The 20,852-nt window shown below is 36.5% G+C and carries 27 protein-coding genes, 2 tRNA genes and 1 pseudogene; 2 read left to right on the forward strand and 28 right to left on the reverse strand.

Going from position 1 to position 20,852, the window contains the following annotated elements:
• Positions 1-5 precede the first annotated feature (5 nt).
• Both DW640_RS02070 and DW640_RS02075 read left to right on the forward strand, forming a co-directional pair.
• Entirely contained in the window at positions 6-1,130 is a 1,125-nt protein-coding gene (locus DW640_RS02070; RefSeq protein WP_117577072.1) for a type I restriction endonuclease, read from the forward strand.
• A 19-nt stretch (positions 1,131-1,149) separates the two neighbouring features.
• On the forward strand, positions 1,150-1,647 hold the full coding sequence (locus DW640_RS02075; protein ID WP_117577074.1) for a hypothetical protein: 498 nt from the start codon (positions 1,150-1,152) through the stop codon (positions 1,645-1,647).
• A 103-nt stretch (positions 1,648-1,750) separates the two neighbouring features.
• Here DW640_RS02075 and DW640_RS02080 read toward each other — a convergent pair whose 3' ends face one another.
• The 28 genes and pseudogenes from DW640_RS02080 to DW640_RS02215 form a co-directional block, all read right to left on the reverse strand.
• Complete coding sequence (locus DW640_RS02080) at positions 1,751-2,467, reverse strand: hypothetical protein (RefSeq protein WP_117577076.1); 717 nt, start codon at positions 2,465-2,467, stop codon at positions 1,751-1,753.
• A 201-nt stretch (positions 2,468-2,668) separates the two neighbouring features.
• The gene (locus tag DW640_RS02085) at positions 2,669-3,220 is read right to left on the reverse strand and encodes a hypothetical protein (protein WP_117577078.1); all 552 of its coding nucleotides are present in this window, start codon (positions 3,218-3,220) and stop codon (positions 2,669-2,671) included.
• A 29-nt stretch (positions 3,221-3,249) separates the two neighbouring features.
• A complete protein-coding gene (locus DW640_RS02090) occupies positions 3,250-3,672 on the reverse strand; it encodes a hypothetical protein (protein ID WP_117577080.1) in 423 nt (140 codons plus the stop codon).
• On the reverse strand, positions 3,672-4,043 hold the full coding sequence (locus DW640_RS02095) for a hypothetical protein (RefSeq protein ID WP_233525420.1): 372 nt from the start codon (positions 4,041-4,043) through the stop codon (positions 3,672-3,674). The genes DW640_RS02090 and DW640_RS02095 overlap by 1 nt, the downstream gene beginning before the upstream one ends.
• Positions 4,044-4,137: 94 nt before the next feature.
• On the reverse strand, positions 4,138-4,464 hold the full coding sequence (locus DW640_RS02100) for a hypothetical protein (protein WP_117577083.1): 327 nt from the start codon (positions 4,462-4,464) through the stop codon (positions 4,138-4,140).
• 2 nt (positions 4,465-4,466) lie between these two features.
• On the reverse strand, positions 4,467-4,805 hold the full coding sequence (locus tag DW640_RS02105) for a hypothetical protein (RefSeq protein ID WP_117577085.1): 339 nt from the start codon (positions 4,803-4,805) through the stop codon (positions 4,467-4,469).
• A gap of 3 nt (positions 4,806-4,808) precedes the next feature.
• On the reverse strand, positions 4,809-6,146 hold the full coding sequence (locus tag DW640_RS02110) for a major capsid protein (RefSeq protein ID WP_117577087.1): 1,338 nt from the start codon (positions 6,144-6,146) through the stop codon (positions 4,809-4,811).
• Positions 6,147-6,159: 13 nt separating this feature from the next.
• On the reverse strand, positions 6,160-6,561 hold the full coding sequence (locus DW640_RS02115) for a hypothetical protein (RefSeq protein ID WP_117577088.1): 402 nt from the start codon (positions 6,559-6,561) through the stop codon (positions 6,160-6,162).
• A gap of 17 nt (positions 6,562-6,578) precedes the next feature.
• Positions 6,579-7,295: a hypothetical protein gene (locus DW640_RS02120; RefSeq protein WP_117577091.1), complete on the reverse strand. Its 717-nt coding sequence runs from the start codon at positions 7,293-7,295 to the stop codon at positions 6,579-6,581.
• 259 nt (positions 7,296-7,554) lie between these two features.
• Complete coding sequence (locus tag DW640_RS02125; protein WP_117577093.1) at positions 7,555-7,986, reverse strand: GTP pyrophosphokinase; 432 nt, start codon at positions 7,984-7,986, stop codon at positions 7,555-7,557.
• Positions 7,973-8,200, reverse strand: a complete 228-nt coding sequence (locus DW640_RS02130; RefSeq protein WP_117577095.1) for a hypothetical protein — start codon at positions 8,198-8,200, stop codon at positions 7,973-7,975. The genes DW640_RS02125 and DW640_RS02130 overlap by 14 nt, the downstream gene beginning before the upstream one ends.
• Positions 8,201-8,224: 24 nt before the next feature.
• Positions 8,225-10,870, reverse strand: coding sequence for a hypothetical protein (locus DW640_RS23650; RefSeq protein ID WP_199610196.1), 2,646 nt, complete (start codon positions 10,868-10,870; stop codon positions 8,225-8,227).
• 127 nt (positions 10,871-10,997) lie between these two features.
• Positions 10,998-11,360 carry a hypothetical protein gene (locus tag DW640_RS02145; RefSeq protein ID WP_117577097.1) on the reverse strand — a complete coding sequence of 121 codons (363 nt, stop codon included), beginning with the start codon at positions 11,358-11,360 and terminating at the stop codon, positions 10,998-11,000.
• 1 nt (position 11,361) lies between these two features.
• On the reverse strand, positions 11,362-11,709 hold the full coding sequence (locus DW640_RS02150) for a hypothetical protein (protein WP_117577099.1): 348 nt from the start codon (positions 11,707-11,709) through the stop codon (positions 11,362-11,364).
• Between the two features lie 74 nt (positions 11,710-11,783).
• The gene (locus DW640_RS02155; RefSeq protein ID WP_117577101.1) at positions 11,784-12,074 is read right to left on the reverse strand and encodes a hypothetical protein; all 291 of its coding nucleotides are present in this window, start codon (positions 12,072-12,074) and stop codon (positions 11,784-11,786) included.
• A 19-nt stretch (positions 12,075-12,093) separates the two neighbouring features.
• The gene (locus DW640_RS02160; protein ID WP_117577102.1) at positions 12,094-13,491 is read right to left on the reverse strand and encodes a phage portal protein; all 1,398 of its coding nucleotides are present in this window, start codon (positions 13,489-13,491) and stop codon (positions 12,094-12,096) included.
• Between the two features lie 182 nt (positions 13,492-13,673).
• Positions 13,674-14,081, reverse strand: coding sequence for a hypothetical protein (locus DW640_RS02165; RefSeq protein ID WP_117577104.1), 408 nt, complete (start codon positions 14,079-14,081; stop codon positions 13,674-13,676).
• 1 nt (position 14,082) lies between these two features.
• Positions 14,083-14,265, reverse strand: coding sequence for a hypothetical protein (locus tag DW640_RS02170; protein ID WP_117577106.1), 183 nt, complete (start codon positions 14,263-14,265; stop codon positions 14,083-14,085).
• Positions 14,266-14,310: 45 nt separating this feature from the next.
• Positions 14,311-14,619: a hypothetical protein gene (locus tag DW640_RS02175; protein WP_117577108.1), complete on the reverse strand. Its 309-nt coding sequence runs from the start codon at positions 14,617-14,619 to the stop codon at positions 14,311-14,313.
• A 119-nt stretch (positions 14,620-14,738) separates the two neighbouring features.
• Positions 14,739-14,938: pseudogene (locus tag DW640_RS24350) on the reverse strand (hypothetical protein).
• Positions 14,939-14,978: 40 nt separating this feature from the next.
• On the reverse strand, positions 14,979-15,263 hold the full coding sequence (locus tag DW640_RS02185; RefSeq protein ID WP_117577110.1) for a hypothetical protein: 285 nt from the start codon (positions 15,261-15,263) through the stop codon (positions 14,979-14,981).
• 42 nt (positions 15,264-15,305) lie between these two features.
• Entirely contained in the window at positions 15,306-15,590 is a 285-nt protein-coding gene (locus DW640_RS02190) for a hypothetical protein (protein ID WP_117577112.1), read from the reverse strand.
• Between the two features lie 237 nt (positions 15,591-15,827).
• Positions 15,828-17,369 (reverse strand): hypothetical protein, encoded by a 1,542-nt coding sequence (locus tag DW640_RS02195; protein ID WP_117577114.1) that lies wholly within the window; start codon positions 17,367-17,369, stop codon positions 15,828-15,830.
• Positions 17,353-17,844, reverse strand: a complete 492-nt coding sequence (locus tag DW640_RS02200) for a transposase (protein ID WP_117577116.1) — start codon at positions 17,842-17,844, stop codon at positions 17,353-17,355. The genes DW640_RS02195 and DW640_RS02200 overlap by 17 nt, the downstream gene beginning before the upstream one ends.
• Before the next feature lies 1 nt (position 17,845).
• The gene (locus DW640_RS02205; protein ID WP_117577118.1) at positions 17,846-18,610 is read right to left on the reverse strand and encodes a ParB N-terminal domain-containing protein; all 765 of its coding nucleotides are present in this window, start codon (positions 18,608-18,610) and stop codon (positions 17,846-17,848) included.
• Complete coding sequence (locus tag DW640_RS02210) at positions 18,586-19,887, reverse strand: hypothetical protein (RefSeq protein WP_117577120.1); 1,302 nt, start codon at positions 19,885-19,887, stop codon at positions 18,586-18,588. Before DW640_RS02210 ends, DW640_RS02205 begins: the two co-directional genes overlap by 25 nt.
• 604 nt (positions 19,888-20,491) lie before the next feature.
• Positions 20,492-20,616, reverse strand: a tRNA-OTHER gene (locus DW640_RS23500).
• 115 nt (positions 20,617-20,731) lie between these two features.
• Positions 20,732-20,801 (reverse strand) — tRNA-OTHER (locus DW640_RS02215).
• Positions 20,802-20,852: the final 51 nt, after the last annotated feature.

The following is a 20,852-nucleotide window of genomic DNA, read 5'->3' on the forward strand; positions in this document are numbered from 1 at the left end:
AAAATATGGATTTCAAGGATCAAATTTTACAACTGTCAGACCGCATAAAAAAACAAAAAGATAGCATATCTACAGAAGAAGCCACAAAAAATGCTTTCATAATGCCATTGATAGCTTCTTTAGGTTATGACGTCTTTAATCCTTTCGAAGTTGTTCCGGAAATGGACTGTGACTTAATCAAAAAGAAGGGAGAAAAGATTGACTATGCTATAATGAAGGACGAAAACCCGATACTTCTTATAGAGTGTAAGCATTGCAAACAAGACTTGAATCTGCATGACACCCAACTACAAAAATATTTCGTAGCCTCTAAGTCTCGCTTTGGAGTCCTCACCAATGGCATAGAATACCGTTTCTATACCGATTTGGAGAAGGTTAACATTATGGATGAAAGGCCATTCTTAGTTGTAAATATGCTAGATCTGTCTGATGCAGACATAGAACAGCTGAAAAAATTCCACAAATCTTATTACAATGAAAACAATGTACTTAGCACAGCAAATGAATTAAAATACACAACGGAGATAAAGGAAATTTTCAACAAAGAAATACAATCTCCTACATCTGATTTTGTTAGATTCTTTGCAAAACAAATATACACAACCGGGCAAATCACACAAAATGTAGTTGAAATGTTCACCCCGCTTGTAAAAAAGTCAATGTCTATGGTAATAAATGATATCATAGCTGAAAGGCTTAATACAGCAATGAAAAATGACGAACAGGTTGAAGACACAACTAATATTTCTAGTAATTTACCTAATTCTCCCAAAGAAAATACAGAAAACAAACTACCTGAAGGGATAGTTTATATGGATAAAGAAGCAGGGATTATCACCACACAAGAGGAAATGGATGCTTATAATATCGTGAGAAGCATACTTAGGCGTAGTGTAGACGCTTCACGGATTACATATAAAGACTATAAGACTTATTTCGTTATAAGTTTAGACAACAGTCAATGGTATTGGATATGTCGTATTTCTATTGGAGCAAGAAAGAAGCAAATAGGAATACCAGTAAACAAATACAAAAGCTGCGACTGGATTCAGATTGATAGCATAGATGATATATTCAAATATGCGGATAGACTTGAAGAATCAATTAAAATGGCAATAGAAAAGTTGTAAAAATAAAAACTCAATAATTATGAAGAAGAATATTTTATTATTACTGGCGGTGTTTATTTATTCAATAATGGGATTTGCTCAAGAAAAGAAAGAAGTTATCATTAAAGCTGGTACTGTTGTTCCTTTGGAAGCCATAAGTAATGTTAGAGCCTCTCAAGTACATGAAGGGCAGAATATCGATTTTAAAGTTTCTAGGGATGTTATTGTAGATAAAATAGTAGCTATTCCTGCTGGAACTATAGCTAAGGGAATAGTATATGAAGCAAAAAGATCGTCATGGTTTGGAACTAAAGGAAGATTAGGTATTAAACTACGTTATTTAACTCTTTCATCCGGAGATAATGTAAACTTCTCATCTTCTGAAGTTTATATTACTGGGAAAAATCGTACTCCTCTATCAGTAGTAATCTTTTGTTTCACATGTCTTCCTCTTCCTTGTGGATCTAAAGCTGAAATGAAAATTGGTTATGAGTTTGATGCATCAGTAGCTAACAATACTACAATAACTTTAGAGTAATTATTAAAAAATTGTTCAGTTTTACCTATAAATCACGAGGATTTTTGTATAACCCCCGTGATTTTTTTATCCCTAATTTTTAAAATTGTTCTATTCTTCGTATTTAATCCCATTTCATAGCTTTTATCTTTGCCATGTTTTTCGGATCGTCCGCATTTACAAATGTCCTGTCATTGGAAATACGGGCTTCTTTCTTTTCTTCATCGGTAAGATATACTGAAGTAATAGTATCTGCCATCAACATTTGAAGAAATGAAAAACTAATTTCCCACACAATCTGCTGTGGAGTCATGTTGAGCTTTTCACATGCTGGTAATATCAAAGAACCAAATACGCTTTTACCGCCAAAAGTGATAGAATTACCTTTTTTGTTTTTTATCATTGAGACTTTAGCTAGTTCTTTGCGTTCCCGGTCAATCCCAAAATATTTGATAAACTCATCGGTATTATCTTTAGTAAGCACTATAACAAGAAGCTGAGACATTTCTTCATTTGAAAGATTGTTTCTCAAAAACTGGCATCTACTATTTACAATTCTGCTATTAAATAGTTCTTCTTTCTTGTTGAGCGTATGATATGATAGTAGCTGGCAAACAATATCTTTTTTTTCTTGGCATAATCTTAAAGCCTCCATGTATGGGTTTGATTTTATAATATCAGCATTCATATCAAGGCTTTCAATAAGTCTTGAGAGTAGATACGTTTTGCCTAACGTTATTGGATATAGATAAAAATGTCGCTTATTAACCTGAAAGCCGTATGGCCTTTCCATTATGGTATCAGCAATATTCATTTCTATTATTTTTCGATCTTCAATCATATACTATTACCTTTTAGAAAACAAATTGGCTATCTTCACAGACCACCAATTTCAGATTTGAACAAAAAGACCTAGAGCGGACTGATGGACCTGCACCATCCCCTTCACTCTGGTAGAGCGACGCACGCCTGTGTGTGCTTAATCCGCAAGTGTGCATCTATAAAGCAGATGCACAAAGGTTTAAACTATATCTATTGTAAATTATCCGCCTATGCCGGAATTGGGGGCGACTTCAAACTTGTCTCCATCACCGTCTTCGTCGTCCGGGTCACACTCTATTTTTGTAATAGATGATCCTGTTGTAGGAGTAACAATAATTTTACCCCATTGAACTTGTTTCTTTTCAGCGGCATATTTTAAAGCGTCAAATGTATATGCCCACACACCACCATCTGCACTAGTAAACGTATCTTCAACTGACACTGTTGTCTTTTCCATACAAAATCCAGGAACTTCGGGATCTTCCGGTTGTAGTGCAACAGCATAATTGTGAGCAACTACGCCATCACTGTCGTTGATAGGTCTTTTGCGGCCTTTTGCTGCACGTATGTTGAGTACAAGGGCATAGGTGTTTTTACCATACTTGACATCTTCATTTTCTCCACCTTCAATTTTGGCTTCTTGTTTGTCGCCTTTTGTTGTTGTCAACTGTGTGGAATCTTCCACGGGTGTAGGAAGCTCTTCCCATTTGGGCGAAGAAGCATCCAAGTCTTTTACGAAAATTCGGGGTTTACCCCATCCGATTACTGCCATAGTTCTATATCACTTAATATAGTTAATACTTATTCGTTATTTATCTCAATGTACAATTTGTTATTAATGAAATGTTCTGTATGTCCGTCCTCAAAAGGTGTATTTGTAGGACTGGTTTTTTGGCTACATTTTGATGGGGTTGTGTGGTATTCATCTTTTCGTATGGAGATAAGGAATTTGCATAATTCACACAGCTTACCTACGCGTAGAGTATCTTTTTCCCACGCCTTTGTTTCCGAATTCCATAAATCACGGACATACACATTGACATTAACATAAGCTCTTTGGATTTGGCCACATCCTTCATTGGCAAGTACAGATATAACAATATCCTCTTTGTCTGACTTGTTTGGTCTTCCTCTATCACTTAATTTGCCGGTAACATTCCTTTCAAGGTCTGTGCCCTTAATTTTGTGATAGACAAACTTAGCTATTTCAATGTCTGATTTCATTATTTAGCAATCTGTCTTTTTAGTTTCTCAAGCATCTTGGGAACTTGGTCCATCGCCCACAATTCCGTTGATGCAAGTACGTCCTTATTATCCTTCCTTTCCACATATTCAGCATAGTTCATTCCTGCGACTATAACAAGCACATAGTCATTAGGATACCTCTTTACAAGTTCCTTGGCCAAGTTTTTACCTACACTTACGCCTTCCGAGCCTTGCTTTATCTGATTGAAGTCTGAGTATTGGATAATATTACCGTTATAAGCTATTACATAGCCAACTGAACTTCGCAGGTTACCGGACTGATCATACCAACTTTTATTACCTTCTCTGTCACGTACTCGTGAAACACATTGTTCCCCAAGGTAAGACAAAGCGCGTATTGTTAGCCTTTCAACCCGATTTGCTTCTTTCATAAGAACCTTATGAATTTCATCCAGCTTGGTAGTCATTCTTATGCCCATAATACTAAACCCAAATTTTGCACTGAAGTTGGTAACGATGGAAACCTTTTACTTCAAATTCCCTTTCAATTCCTCCGAGAAGACTTATCTTAACCCTGTCACCAATAGTAAAGGTTTGACAATTGCTTGGAAGACATACCGTATATGAATAGCTTCTTACAACACCATCCTCAAACTCTCTTTCTTCCGCCTTCCCAGAAGGCACGGCATCACAAGGAATTGAGCCTTTCCATTCAGATGAACCTAGATGATAATCACCATTTTCATCTTCATATCCAGAACTAGATACAAGGTACTGCAAACGGTGAGGTTTTCTATTCAATACAGCCATTTCTACGACAAGCAATCACCTACATATACCTTTGGCTTTGGTTCCAATTCTACCGAAGGTTCACCAATGGTATCGTAGATGGAGTTAACATGCAACAGTATTAGTTTCTTATCTTTATCAGACAAAGCCCCGAAGGACTTGTCTGCTTCAGAGAAATTGATAGCCTGAACCAAAGACCAAAGACAATCAGCTAGAGCTCCCTGATATTCGTTGGAATGAGATATGTCATAATTAAACTCATCATCGCCATTGAGATTACGTTTAATCATCACATTCTCTACAAAACCGATAGGGATCGGATAATGTATTTCGTCTATGAGGGCTTGCTGAATTGTCTTCATGACTTACGATGCTTTATGAGATTCAACCGCCTTTTTCAATGCTTCTTCGTCTGCGTCACTCAATCTGTTGACTGCTGCGATTAGCTTATCATCGGAAACGGTGGAAGTCAGGTTCTTGCCTGCAATCTTGTTATATTCCGTCACAAACTCCGGCTTTTTGTAAGTTGCTCCCCAAATTGTAATTTTGACATCAGTGGCATCCTTCTCTTCTTCTGTAGTGTTTACAGTTTGGGCTTCCAGTATATCCAAAGAATAGATTTGGTCTACGTTTTCGATAACCGGCAAACAAATAGCCTGTCCGTTTGTAAATTCCTGTAACGGATCTGTCTTAGAGTAACGGCTGATCAACTTGTATTCATCAACGGTAGTATATTCCACTCCATTAACAGGATTAGTCGCTTCAGCCAAAGTTCCCCATACAAAAGAGCCTACATTATCAGCAGAAGGGAGAAATATCAATTTATTCGCGTTCCACGGTTTATAAGATACCCTTTTACCGTTCTTTTCATAAGTTACTGAACGGTCAATCTTCAGGAATGAGATACCGTTATATTGGTCAGAGAACGCTTCATCAAATAATGTAGAAGTAGGTACAGGCAGCTTAGTCTCATTATCAAAGGTTTGTCCTCGATAATTTGCGGCTAATTCTTTAGCCCATTGAGATTGACGCATTTTGTTATATGTAGATAAAGCCAGCATAATGACCGAAATACTGTTACCGTCATCATTAGCTTTGCTTATAACTCTCTCGATATCATCTCCTGTAACTTCCCCAGTAGTAACAACGCCAAAACTATGACTAGGTAAATAGCCGTATTTAACGCGCAAACCAAGACCGGTGTTCTTATCATCATCATCTTCAACAACAATAACCCCATCAGAAAGCCCAGTAAGGAAATTAGCCTCATTTCTTTCGTCAATACCAACAGAACATGCGGTTCCGTCATCTGTTAAACGAGAGAAAATTCTATTTTTAAGAGATTTTTGCGCTTCTTCCGTAGTGGCATTAGATAAATGCGCTTTCATGATATTGATAGCGTTGATCTGAGTTTCTCTCAAAATTTTCTTAATACCAATTTTCGGCAATACTCCACTAGAACGAGCAATAGAGTCACGTTTCTTTGGAGACAAGGGAGAGTCCATAGCTACCATATCAGCAGCTACATATGTAGTGTTAGCAGATGTGCCTTCCCATTTTTGATCAGGAGAATATACCTTAGTAAGCATCGTTTTGTGAAGATAGGTCAAATTCTGGTTTGTTCCATTGATCTTTTCTTTCACATATAGACTCAATTTAGGCCATATTCTTCTTACAAATTCAATAAATAATGATTCATTCATCTTTCACCTCCTTTTAATCGTGTAAAAAAGTTAGTTGTGGCAATGCCGTTTTTAATGCAGCCTTGATGCTGTCAATAGGATAAGGACTTGCCACGTCATTCACTTCGCCAGCATACATGATACCAACGAATGGTTTGTCGGCAGGCTTGGAACAAACAACAACACCAACATATTCATGATTGCCTGGCAATGATTCGTAGGCTGTACCTGCAGAATTAACAGGCATTGGCTTATAAGTATCATTTTCTGTATCGCGGATAACGATATGTCCGGCTTTGATTACAGACTGCTTAAATCCAGTCATGTCCAACGTCCGACCATTCATAATTCCGCCCAAATAGTTACGAATAACAATCGAATCCATTCCGGTTAGGATTGTTTCTTGTTCGTTGACTAAATCAGCTTTTGCACCCATTTTTAATTTACTTTTGATTAAAGACCTTTAGCCATTGCTATGACCTCTTCATCGGTTAATACTTCATTTTCTTCTTGCTTCTTACTTCCTGCACCTGGAGGATTACCTAAACTAGAAAGCCCTGCATCGGCACGTTCTTGGTTGTAAGATTTCAAATCTTCCTCAACTTCGGAATAGAATTCTTCAAACTCTTCATCATTTTCAAACTTCATTTTATTGAAAGATTTCAATGTACGAGTACCGAATGTGCCAGCATCTTTCAATAAGGATTCAAGTTTTTCTTTACGTGTAGTGGTAACTTTTTCACCTTTCAATGCTGCGATTTCGTCATTCAGTGTTTGTACTGTCTGAACTAAACCTTTAGCCCATTCCGGAGCATCATCATTCTTTCCTCTGTTTTTGGGATTTTTGGTGTTTGAACCAGCTTGACGTCTTTGATTGTTCGAAGCTCCGTCGTCGTCATCGTCATCGTTGTCGTCGTCATCTGTTTCAGGGTGATTTTTCTTCCATTCATCAAGCAAGCGATTGGCTTGTGACTGGCCGAAAGGTAAGTAACGTAGTGCGGAGTCAATCTCTTTGTCAATTTCTGCATTTACGTCTTCATCTGAGGCATCATCTGCGGAAGTAAGGTTATCAGCAATCTTGGCAGCAATACCCTTTAATTCCCTTGAATTGAACCCTAACGCCTTCGCTTTAAGTTTCAATTTTACAAACACTTGTTGTTTTCTGTCCATTGTACAATGTTTTGGTTACTAAAATAGCCTGCATAGCACGTATGCCAGCAGACTATTCGCTAGAACTTTACTAAACATTAGAGCAATGAGTCTTTACGACAAGTTCTGTGGCGTACGTCTTCATACGCATCTGCCACAAAGGTAGCAAAAGTGACATTTAAAGAGCCACTTTTAACGTTAAACTTTCATAATAAACGCACGGCACGAAAGTAATCTTGTACTCCGTGCCGTGAAACTAAATGTAGTTGTACATCAGCGTTTATTCTTTGAGATACTTATAAGCCTTTAGGTATTTGTTTAATCTGTAAATATCTTTTTCTGTGAGTTCATTTAAGCGTGTTATATCCATGTTATCTTCTAAATCATGTAGTTTAACCTGCCTTCCTATAGGATTAAGCCTGGATCGTTTTATGAAATCTTCATAGCTTTCGTTTTCATTACGGGTAACTGAAAGTATAGCATCTACTATATTGCGAGGAAACCCTTCCATCAGTAAATATTCAGCTGTAACTTCGGTATCTTCTATCGTATCGTGCAACAAAGCAACAATTCTTTCTTCGTTAGTAGAACATCTATTTGCTACACGAATAGGATGAAAGATATAGGCCATTCCAGCTTTGTCAACTTGGTAAATATGTGCATCACTTGCTATTTGAAGAGCTTTTTCTAATAAAGTACTAGTATTCGTCATATTCTGATTTTGATATTTCTTTTCCTCCAAGAATTATATCACAAACAGTCTCATTGGATTGAAGAATTTCTATCTCATTATATCCATGATGTTTTATATATGATTTTGTTTGACCGTTATCGAGATATAAACGGATAACAGCTTCTTCAAAATCGTCAAGCAAATAAACTGTTGAGCCTGACTGTAATTTATTGTATAATTCCTTTTGGTTCATTTTTATATGTAAAGATAGTGATTTTTATTGGAAATGACTATAATATTTGATTGATTTTTCAGCTATTTCTTGCGCCTTTTTATCAGATTTATCTAATATTCGCCATTCTTCATAATATTTATGTCCTAATCCACCTTCCATGCCTGTTTGCTTTTGTATCTCTTCCCAGCGTTTTTCTCCAAGAATCCTTTTTGCATCTTCCGGCTTTTCTTTTGCATAAATCATTCGTTCTGTATTAACTTGAATTTCGGCAACTAATCCGTTAGATGTTTTGATATTGACTATATTTCCACTATATCCCATAAACGATTCCGGTTTTTGTCTTTTCAGTCGCACAAATGAATCGCTGTCAGACAGTTCGTTCAAGACTTCATCTATTTGTGATTTGGGAACTATAATTGTCGTCCTAACGGCGTCTTTTATATCGTATGGAGTTATACCCTCCGTTTTCACCTTTCTTGTTATTGATGAAATGCTTTTGTAATTGATTGGCGTTACAAATCCTTTGTTCTTTTTAGCTATGAATTCTGCTAAACTTTGTACCTCATTCCCGACTAAAGAAGCACGATTAACAAGCTCTTTAGCTGAATTCTCGGTATTTATATTTTGAACAATTGATTTGTTATCTCTCAAAAAATAAGGTAGGGTGTTTCTTTTCTGGGCTTTCTCGATTTTTTGATGGTTTTCGAGTACCCATTTTTTGAATTCGTCAGGAACATCCTTTACTTCATTTATACTTTCTGTGGAAACATCGCTCCGTCCATCCCATTCCCAGAATTCTTCTTCTGTTTTGAGAATAGGAACTTTATAACAACGACAATTACTACCCCAAAAACATTTTCCATTTCTGCGTATATACATGATATGGTTACGTTCAAGTGTCAGGTCATAAACATTTCCATCATACAAAACATATTCTTTATCAAATACTGTTGATGTAGTTGAGTAACATTCACGTATAATGTAGCAGTCATAATTTGATTTTATTTCAACTCCATTTCTTTTATGAGATTTTCCAGCCTTATTTACAGAGAATGATGGTCTTTTACCTGATTTCAATATAAGTTCAGACAAATCTCCTGACATTTGTTTAGAAGTAGTGAAAAACATTCGTTCTTCTTTGTTAGAAGTGAATACATTCCCTCTATTCCCAACAAATGACTTGAATGGTCTTGTATATCCATCGCACAGAACGAAAGCATTCAAGAATATTTCAATCTGCCTTTTGGATGACGATTTTATTTCATTCGGTATATATTTTTCATTGCATACACCAAAACGTTTCAAATATTGGCAAATGTCTGCTGAATAAAAACATACACCGTCATCATATTCAGTTACTTTATACCCAAGTTTTTCTATTAGTGATATGATTTTATTTCTTGCAGGTTCTCCTTTTTTTTGAGATATAATAACTTGACTTTTACGTATTGTGCTACCATCTGATAACCAATATCCCATGAACTCGCAAAACAAATCAAAATCAATGACTGTGCTTCCGATTGTCATACAATCAATATCATCAGACTTATATTCGCAGCCACGATAAAATGCACCCTTCCCTTTTGTATATTCATTCGCTTGGCAGTTCCTAATTCTGCCATCATTCTTATTCAAATAAACCATATTGTGATCAGGCGTGACAAGGCAATCTAATGACTTATTGAAAAAGCGAATCATTTTACCGCTATGTGAATAGCATTGTCTGTCTGTAAATCCAACCCATTCAGGAACTCTTTCGTTTGGATTTAGAGATAATATCAAGTCATCGTCAAGCACATCTTTGAATAACTTCCATCCTCTACTTGTGAGCACTTCACTATCATCTGAGTAGCAATTAGGGTGCCATCCTGTCCACTCAAAATCTTTTGGGTACTTTCCTGCAAGTTGGTCGCAAATGTCATAATACCGTCCCTTAGGAACTCCCTTGCAGTTATGGTTTCCACTCAACTTTATTTCATATCCGACTACGAAATCCATTTGTTTCCATCTTTCGTTTTCGGCTGCTCTATAAGACATGTTTATTTCTGAACGGGCTAGACGTATGGAACGATATTCACAATCTTGTATATGTTCAGCACTGCCATATCTGTCTTTGTAATCTTTTTGCAGTAATGGGAAATCAAGAAGATATTTACTTATTTGCTTACTCAACGTAACAGCACTGGTTCCTTTTTGAATAGCGCATGAGATCGCAGCCTCCAGTTCTTCTTTGTAGATCATAGATTGCTGCCAGAGTTTTGCAGATATATTGAATCCTTTATCTTTTCGATTCTGGAATGCTTTCAAAGCATCTGAATTTGTTTGATATAGTATTTTATATTTCTCTTTGTCAACTTGGGCGTTATATGCTTTTAGTACTTTGTTTACTATTAAATCCTGTGCTTCATTACTGTTCTTCCATTCTTCGGTAGTACCACGATAGATAGTTGCATTTATATCCTCTACAAAGTGCTTCTGTATATCGTCAATTTGCTTTTTAGTTTGAGGGTAGTCAGACCATTTAAACGGCTTATCACTATCTGAGAAATAATTAGTTAGTGAAACGGCTTTGGCTGCTTCCAAATTCAGGGTATCATATATCTGCTCAACTAGGGCTACATATTTGTTTAATCTCCTGTTGAGTTCTTGGTATTTTTTTTTCTGATTTGGAATCTTTGGCTTTGCCATTATTTTATATACTTTTTCTTATCCTTCTTGGTAGGGTAGAGATGATGTTTTACTATAATCTTACCACAAATAGGACAATCTTGTACGATGTATTCCACTGTAACTACTCTAGTATGCTTTTTCATATTTATTCCTCCGAAATTCTATCAGGTGCTGGCATTTCCAATAATCGGATAGCTTTAATTGTTTCCTTTCCCTCCAATATCGCTTTACATAAACGATGGTAGCCATCAGCAATTTGACCTACTTCGTCAAGAATAATAGGATATTCAAGAGAGCATTGATTCACCCGTTTGCATTGAAAAATGAAACTGTGAAGCTGATTGCATTCAAATGGTTCAGCTGTAAGGTCTATATTCCATAGTGGCATATCAAGAACCGGATATTCTTTTGCCTTAGCAAAATCGTAGAGTGTTTGAGCTTTCCATATCTTGTTTCCACGATGATATTCACTTTCAGCAAAAGTTATATTATCTATTGGAACTTTCATACTATTCTTTCTTGATATATACTTTGATTTCACCAGTAACATGTAGCTCATCACCAATTTTTTCAACGGAGTATTCTATTAGTTCCCTTTGGTTGATCGAACTGATAATTGATTGGCGGACTTCATCCTTAACTTCCTTGATTAACTTTTCATCTGATTTCCGATTAGACCAGCCTTCATCAAGTTTTTTCTTTTTCCGGTAATCCTTGATTTCTTTTTTAGTCCGAACAAGGCAGATACCAAGCTTCTTTGCTTCGTAGTTATCAACTTGTTCAATACTACTTAATCTTTCTTGTGGGGTGATCTTCGCTACTAATCTAATAAGCCAGTTTGATATTTTTCTCTTCATGATTTTAAGTTTTAAGTTGGCAACGCAAACATATGCCTACGCCGCCTTTACTTTTCTACAAGTTGGCGGACAGGTTATAAATCTTCATCCTCATAAGACATTTTCGCACTCATGACACCGACTGTGCTTAGTATCTTGATAGAAAGCCCCTTTTGTACATCAAGCTCAAAAATCACATTATCATTGAATTGAGCAGAAGGGTATTGATACAACAGTGCATAATCCATACCTTCCAACTTTGCGTATAAGCTAAGCGTCCCATGTTTCTCTCTGTCTATCTGTATTACACATTTGCCAACAGAAGTAAACTCACAAGAATAACCCTGTTTTTCCTTACTAAATTCTAATACATCTATTTTTACCATAATGATTATATTTTGATTATTATTCCGATTGTTCGAAAATATTGCTTATTCTACTTTGAGAAGCTGCAGCTTCCTCTTTCTGTATCTGCAATAGGGTAGCTTCTGGATCATTAGAACCTGCCTCCCTAATAGTTTGAAGCTGACTCTTAATAGCCTTACCTCCATTTTGTTTAATAAGTCTGTCAGTAGTGGCATCCTCATCCATTTGTATGAAAGGAGTTATAATATGTTCAACTTCTACATTGTCAACTTCACTCGCCCAAGAGACATTCATCATTTTAAGAAAAGCCTTAATAACACTACATTCACGTTCAAAGGCCTCTATCCACGAACCGCTTTCATCGCCAACCTTTAGGTGGGCATCAGTAAGAAGTGTTTGTCTAGCATCAAAGCCAATATTACCAAGTGATTTCATATTATCAAATGAGATGTCCGGCATTTGGGACTGACTCCAAAAGAATTTGATAAGAGTATCAACATGATATTTTAAAGCTTCAATAGCCTGTTCCCATGAAACATATGACACATCTCCTCCATTTTCGACACGAAATACCCTACGGCTTTCTCCCTTGTCTTCTTTTCCTTGAGTTGCACCTGCTACTTTGAGAATAGGAGCACTATTATAGGCTATAACGTCACTATTGCGTGATAAAGTATATTCTATCTCATTACGCAAATACGACAATCCATCGTATATAGGAACAGGACGATAAATATAGACTCCGGGAATTTTCATAATAACAATAGGTTCTACTTTAACTTGTTTCCATCCAGTACCCTGTTGCATCCATTTATAGTGAGTAGTAGCCGTATATGTTTCAAAAAAAATAACTTCTTTATCCTTTATTTTTTTTGAATATTCAAATGACATAGCAACCATATCATCCAACTCATCGAGCAAAGGATACAGTTTAGTTCCATCCATTGGGGAGTAGGTCTTACATTTCAGTTTATATTTGCTTTTAAAGCCATATAAGGTATTCGGGTTCTCAACGGCATACCAGATGGTAAATACTTCACATGAAGCAAAATAATTATTTCCTCTCTTGATATTTTCACTGTCGACGCGAGCATACTTGTAGATATTTTCAATGGCTTTAGCGATCTGCTGTTTGATTTCATTATCCTCAATATTATGATATACTCGTCTTACAGGAATAGAAAACATAAACTCAGTTATTCGCTTAGTGAGGAGCTTCTCCAAACCGATGTATATGCGAGAAGCCTTTTCTACTGTCCCATCAGATTTTATCTTATCCTTACGGGTAACAGTATCACTAACTATCGTATGCAATTTCGGTTCGTAATCATTGATAAGTTTGCTCCATGAAGGAACTGCGACTGTTTTTTCTTTCAGATCGTTAATTACTTCATCAGCAGAGCGGGAATTGTCTAAAATAGAAGTTATTTCGTCCATAGGCTGTTCCGTACTTCTTCATACGGTGATTAGTTGAACATATATAAATACTCCCAAAGAAACCGGATAGCACAATACGCACTATCCGGAAACGTGAAGGAGCACGTTAGCATCAAATGCTACGGTGCAAATATAATAAAAGTGACTATAATAATGCCACTTTTAAGTAACTTTATTTTTATCTAATGCTTAGATACCTTTTTCACAAACTCACCACATGCTTTTAAGGCATCAGATAATTGCTTTAAATCATAATCATCTTGTATCTCAATAGTATACTTTGGAAATTTATTACGAATAAGCAATAATCTATCATTTTTATCATCTTGCCGAAACTCAAATACTGGTGTAGGCAAAGCTATCGAATACCAATGGGAAAACATATAGTCGCCCATCTCTGCCATGATGTGCGCTATTTCGTTGGCACAATTCGAGTTGTTCGCATACTTGCTATCATCAAGAATGGTAATCCTTTGAGTTTCGTTGAACTCGTGTTCTTTAAACTTACATACTATCAAGTTCTCTATATCAGTCAAGACCCACCAGTTTGGCAGGTCTTGACTATGTTCTAATTTAAATCTGTTGGTCATATTATTTATCTTCTATTGAATAATCGCCACTTGCAGCAGGCGCAAACTTATCTACGATTGTTCCAATTCTTAAAGCATCTTCATCTGAGATTTCAATTTGCATATCTTCATTACAAATCATTTCAATACTGTTACTTTCAAATATCTCAAGTAATTCACTGTTATTGCAATATAATATTTTCATATTCTTTGCCCGTCATGCCGATAGCACAGCTTATAAAATTAATTATTATTCTACTTCTTCTGCTTCAATCACATAGCTTCTTCCATCCCAATCGAAAGATCGGGTACCATCACTGAATGTAGGTGTAGCACCATCCACATACTTGCGTGAACGGATAACGGCAATACCCCAGTTGGCGGCGTATCCTACTTCTTCGTTGTCGGCATACTTTTCATTGAACATATCAAGAAGCATCTTATAAGCCTCTTTTAGAGCCAATTCTCTTTCAACGATTATTTCTGTCCTACCATTAAATTGGATGTCTCTGTTGGCAATGTAGCCATTTGTTTTTGCGATGATTCTGTAAGTTGCCATAATAAAAACAGTTTCTACGTGTGTCTCACGCCCGTGCGATGGGTATTAATTAGTTCTTTTATATATGTAAATATAGTAATATTATTTGGATTGACAAAGTATATACGATTATTTTTTTATCATTTCTTGGATAAATTCAATCTTTCTTCACTCGTATAAGCTACTGCAAGACCTGTTTTATCATACCGTATCGTGACATACCTTTTGCTTTTGTCTACGGTATAGAAATCGTACATAGTACATAACTTACCCAACACTTTGCCAGTTACTTCATCAATGGGGCTTCGGGGTTAATCATTAAAACTAAATCTGCTTTCATAATCGTGTATATTATGATATCCAGAAATCTGTTGGATTAATTACATTAAAAAACTTGAATTGAGACCAAACCTAAAAACTAAAGCGTTGTTTATCTCTCGGTCTGTAGGATTGTGATCAAACTCTTTGACGAAATCATTATATCTACCTCTTATAATATACTTATCTGTTATTATCTCTTTTCCTTGTCTGTCCACCAATGTACCAGCCGGATAAAAAGAACAACTATCAAAATAATGATCGTCTTTATTATAGTCGCCTGTTAGCTTCATATAGATGCCGTTTACTCTTTGGCAAAAAACTGCTTGTGTTTCTTTCTTGTTCATAATCTTCTATATTGCGCAGGAATTTTGCCCTGCTGGTTAAACTTATCTTTTATCTATTACCAAATAATGGTCTGCTAAACACTTTACCCACTGTATTCTGTATTTCTTTGAAGCACATCTAAATTCAATGTCTCTTATAGCAGAAAGGATGTCAGACACGTTCTCATTATAATATTTCGCAAGTATAGTTAGTACGTGATAGCTTTCTTGTGGTGTAAAGTGCAAAGAACTTCTATATCTCTTTGCTGTCTCATATACTCTCTTTGAGAATGATTCAATAGTTTCAAAATCTTCTTTTCTATAATTGAAGAGGTCTGTTGCTTTCATTACTCTTGTCTTTTAATTGTTAGTAATATTGGTTTCTTTTAGTATTGTAAAGATACTCATTATCAACGAATTAGCCAAATGTTTACGCAATTATTTTAAGCATAAAACACTCATAATCAAAGATTTAACTTTTGCTATAAACAAAAATGGCGCCGACTTTCACAAGCCAGCGCACATAAGAGCAATGAAAACACAAAAGAAGTGTTTTCGGCTACAAAGGTACTAAAAGAAACACAACTACAAAAAATCTTTGAGCAGCTCTTCATCGCTAATAAAGCTGTAATCCCTAGGATAGAATGTATTTGCTAACGCGTCCATATAGTCAGGGGAACGTTTAATGCGCTTCTTGACATCTTCTTTAGGTTCAATGATAATCTTTCCATTACTAAGAAACTTCCATTTAGTTTCAGTAGCTTCTTCCATCAACTGGTCACATGGTGGCAGAGCAGCTCCAAAACCATTCTTGGGATTAAGCCAATCACGCAAAGCCCAATATAGATATGCTCTCATATTCGCGAACTCATACTCTCCGGTTATGTCATGCAAGCCATCTGCACCTTCAGAGTATTTACATGAAAAAGCGTTTGTAAATTCTTCCTCTAATAATCGTGAATACACACCAGCGCCCTCTCCTATCGTATCAATAAAAGCTTTTGCTCCTTTCTTTTTCAAATAAGGGACTGTCATACCTACTACATGCATGTGATCCGCACGTCCAGAAGATTGATGCACTTCAAATTGAGGAACATAGTTTCCATATCTCGGACAAAGCACACTATTGTCGCGTCCCATACCGGCAACGTCAACTCCTAACTTGCAAGATTTAGCTGGAATGAAACCGTCTGCTTGTAATTCTTGCCAATTCCTGTTTGCTATTTCTATCCATTCATAAGGAATAAGAACATCTTCAGAAACCTTCGGGAACATACCAAGTACCTTGACTCGAAATAAATCGTTAGGTCGGTATAGACTTCCTTCCCAATTGAAATCGCCTTCTCCCTCATTAAAGTCTGTTTGCTGAATGGGAGAGCACCAATTTATTACCTTGTCTTTTACCCATTCATAATCTACTTGACCTGGAATTATAACTTGTTTTTTTACCACATTCTCCGCATTAAGAGAACTAAGCCTAAATTTAGCAAAACGTTCTGATTTCATGGCTCTAGCTGCATATCCAGTAGTAATATTAGGATTAAACACTATGAGCATCCGAGAATTTCCCTGTAAGTTACCTTCTATCGCATTATAAACAATTTCGGATATACCTGATGCCTCTGTGACAACAAACATGGTATTTGCTGCATGAAATCCCGACCATGATTCAGTCGCGTTGTCATCCGCTTTAAATCCTGTCAAAAACCATTCTTCATAATCCGTTCTTATGTCATCAGCAACCAATCTGCCTGGACAACAAAAAGGAAACTTTGCCCTTGCCGCACGAATCAACCTTCTGATTTCAGGAGTCATAATATTTTTCACTTGCCTCCCTGTTGGTGCTGTCATGGCCACCTTGGTATTCCCAACAAGCACACCTTTTTCATTAAATCTAGGAGTAAGATACATAAAACACAACGAAGCACAGGCCGCAACAAAATCTTTTCCACGAGCAGTTCCACTTGCAACAGCAGTCATGGGGTTATGTTGGACAGACTCAATAATAGCTTGCTGCTCACGATCTAATCTTGCGCATAATGCATCACGGACAAATTTATTCCAATCCTTCGACCAGTACGCTATAATTTCACTTATGAGTTTCTTTTTTTCATCCTTTGTCACCATTCTTATATGAACCGGTTAATGATTTTAAAGCATCTACCCAATCATCATTAGTAACATTTACATCTTGTTTATCTTTCCATTCATTTGGTCTACGATTTTTTAACCAAAATATTTGTGCTGTTGTATCTCCCGCGACATGCTTTTTCGTTTTCTTCACCACAGTCGTTTGACCAGATCCATCCTCTCCTATTTTCACCTCAGTTGTAGTTTCCTCAATATCATAGCCAATAGCTCGTTTATATAAAGCACTCTCTACCTTCATGTCGGCTTCGTCTTTACCTTCCTTCAACAAATCTATAACTTCAGGATGTTTCTTTAGTATACTTTTGAACGTAGTAAGTCCTATTCCAAGACGCACACATAAACCTTTATTGTCAGCCCCATTCCTACAGTCTGCTATAATAAGATCTTCCTTCCCTTTTATATATTTATCATAAAGAGAAATCTCCATTTTGGGCCTACCTCTCCCTGCCATATTATACCTCCTCTTCTTTCAGTTCAAGCAAAAAGGCCTTGCAAATATCAATCATACGTGCAAAAGCCACCGTATTACTTTTTATATTAAATTTTTTCTTAACCTCTGTAGCTACCTTAATAAATTCTTCATAGGAGCCGACAACTATCGAACTATTTGCAGATATTTTCTGTTTTTCTAGTTCCGCTAGAACAGCTTTGACATCATTGCTCCTACTTTCAGTAAACAAGAACTTCATTTCGGTAAGCTCTATATCCCCATCATTAATAGAGACCGTGGGAATCTTATTCGTATCAATAAATTGAATGCCGTTAAGACCAGAAAACTCTCTTGCTTCAATAGTGCGCATCTCGCTATAAATTTCCTTAAGCATCTGAGCATCATCTTTGCCTACTAAAGCATTATGACTAAGCACATAGGCAATCTGCTTGTCTTTATCAACCTCTTCAATATACAAGATTAAAATATATTCCAACTTAGCTTTAATGGCAGCTTTTAAGCGATGATTTCCCGACAAAATGAGATATTTACCGTCATTTCGTTTCATCGCAAACGGGAGCTGAGATAAAAAACCGTCTTCAGCCACATTTGCTGTTAGTCTATCTAGTGTGCTTTTTTCCATATAGTGAGCATTCTTCTCCAACGGAACACAATCGTTTATAGGGCTTACATATGCTAACTTATATGGAGCAATCAACTTGTTTACATCATCCAGTTTCCCCTGAATAAGATGAACATCTTTCACTTCTTGTATTTTTTCAACCATAATCTATATAAATCCTTTAATGAATCATCTAAAAAATTAGCAGAATACATTAGCTTGCCTTCATCTCGGCGTTCTAAATCAAATACTCCTCTATATTTCATTGAAATTGGGCTTGTTGTGTACACCGTGGTCTTCACTCCATCGTAGTAGTTAGCCATTTTTCGGGCAATCAGCATTCTTACATTATGAGACTTAACAAGCATGATCAATAATTTACTCAATCTCTGAGTATTTGAGTTTACAACAAAATCGCTTTGCATAAAAATCTGCTCAAGAGTAGAAAGTTTTTTGCTAAAAGAAGAAAAACCGAACGCTTTTCCATCAGCCATGAATACCAATCCCAAATCCCCACCAGTTGTATAGTTAACCTTATTTGCCATGTAAAATGCTTTATAGTAGTTCACATCACTAACTGGACATATCTTTGCTGATATTTCTGTACTATCTGTAAATTCATAATCCATAGGCAAAATATGAATACATGATGGCTTTATATTTTTATCGCGTTCAATGTAATAATGCTTATCCCGCTTTACACTAGAATAAGTGTATATCGGATTCTTACCAGGCCCCAAGTTTATCTTACCAACAAGGAAGTCGTTTATTTCCTGGAAATATCTATCAGAATAGATGATGTTTTCATCATTCTCAAGAAGACATTTAAACATCACCCCACCTTCTTTGGGGTCAAATACATTATAGGGAGCATGAGCATATCTAAAACTATCTTCTACATAGCTAAACATCTTCTCATATCCTCCTTTATAAGTGGGAGGAAAAGCAATACCTATCCCCTTACCTTTTTTACTTTTTAGGAAGTCAAAAAAATCGCCATAAAAGAAACTGCTTATATTAAAATTCAAAGCACCCTTTTCTAATTTCGATATGGTATTGTGATAATAAATGTCAGCCTGCTCTATAAACGAATTGAACATTTCCTCCTGATAATCATTCTTTCTTTGATGAAAGCCTGATACTCTCATGGCAAACATTACCTGAACAAGATTTTTATATCTTGTATCTTTCCAAGTATCAAAAACCAGACGTAATTCAGGATTTACAACTTCAATATCTGTATTTGTGTCAAGCAGCAGATCAGAAATTAGCTTAGAATATAGGCTTACATCATTGGAATGTACAGTATATCCCATGTTGGACATAATTTTGTCGGTCGTGAAATTACCGGAACATCCGATAAAAACATCTTTCTTTTCTACGCCTTTCATTATATCTTGAAGGAGCAGTTTTACTTCAGGTGGTGTCGTTCCTTGGAACATATCAGTATATTTTACAAGTTATGTATGACTTCATACACTAATTTAGATTTAATGCCCTCCTGGCGTATTCCAGGAAGGCTTAAATACAAAATCAACCATTTCTTCAGCTACTTGCAAGAACACTTATACAGTATATTCGGCTTCTTTTCAGTCGTGTCAGATGGCTATTTCCATCACCCCATAAACTGCACAAGTTTTTATGTTCTTGTTTTTGCTTATCGCTACTATAAGGGTTGAGGACGGACGGGATTTGAACCCGAACTATAAAGGTTAACCGGTATTTATAGCAGACCACACCGCCCATGTGCTGTTTTATTTGTGGTATTAAAAACAGCAAAAACTAACCACGCTCATTTCAATGTTTTTATTGAAGGAATCCGAAAATAGAGCGAAAAACAACGTTCCCCATTGAGAGATAAGCAGGAGTCGAACCTGCACAAGTATCGTCTTCTTTCTCGCTTTCGTCCGTAGATTGGCTATCCTACGATCTTTAAACTACTCAACCTGTTACTAACAGCACCGGTCTTGATGACATCCATTCTTATGTACACTTAGAATTTCCGTTCATTTAGTCTTAGCTCCCTATGACCATTTTATCCCTACGTGGTGGTAGCAGGACTCGAACCTGCACCTTCCGTCCAAGAAGTCTTATCGGAATGAAGTTATCTCAATTAAGGATAATCCTATTTAACCGATTTATGAAGCGTCTTCCAATTTCGCCATACCACCAAATTTGCGTGTCTTTCCACGCTGTCAGATTGCACAGACCCAGCTAAAGAAAGGAATCGAACCTTTCTGCCATTTACCATAATCTCAATCACCGAGCCGACTTGAACGGCATTTGAGCGGAAACAGGGAATCGAACCCCACTCTTTGGCTGGAATGCCAACGCTCTGCCGATGAGCTATTTCCGCAAATGCTTGTCTCTTCCAAGCTGCCAATGGTTTCCGTTTTCAATTGACGTG

It is taken from the genome of Bacteroides sp. AM23-12 (assembly GCF_003434395.1).
In the GTDB taxonomy this organism is placed as follows: Bacteria; Bacteroidota; Bacteroidia; order Bacteroidales; family Bacteroidaceae; genus Bacteroides; species Bacteroides thetaiotaomicron.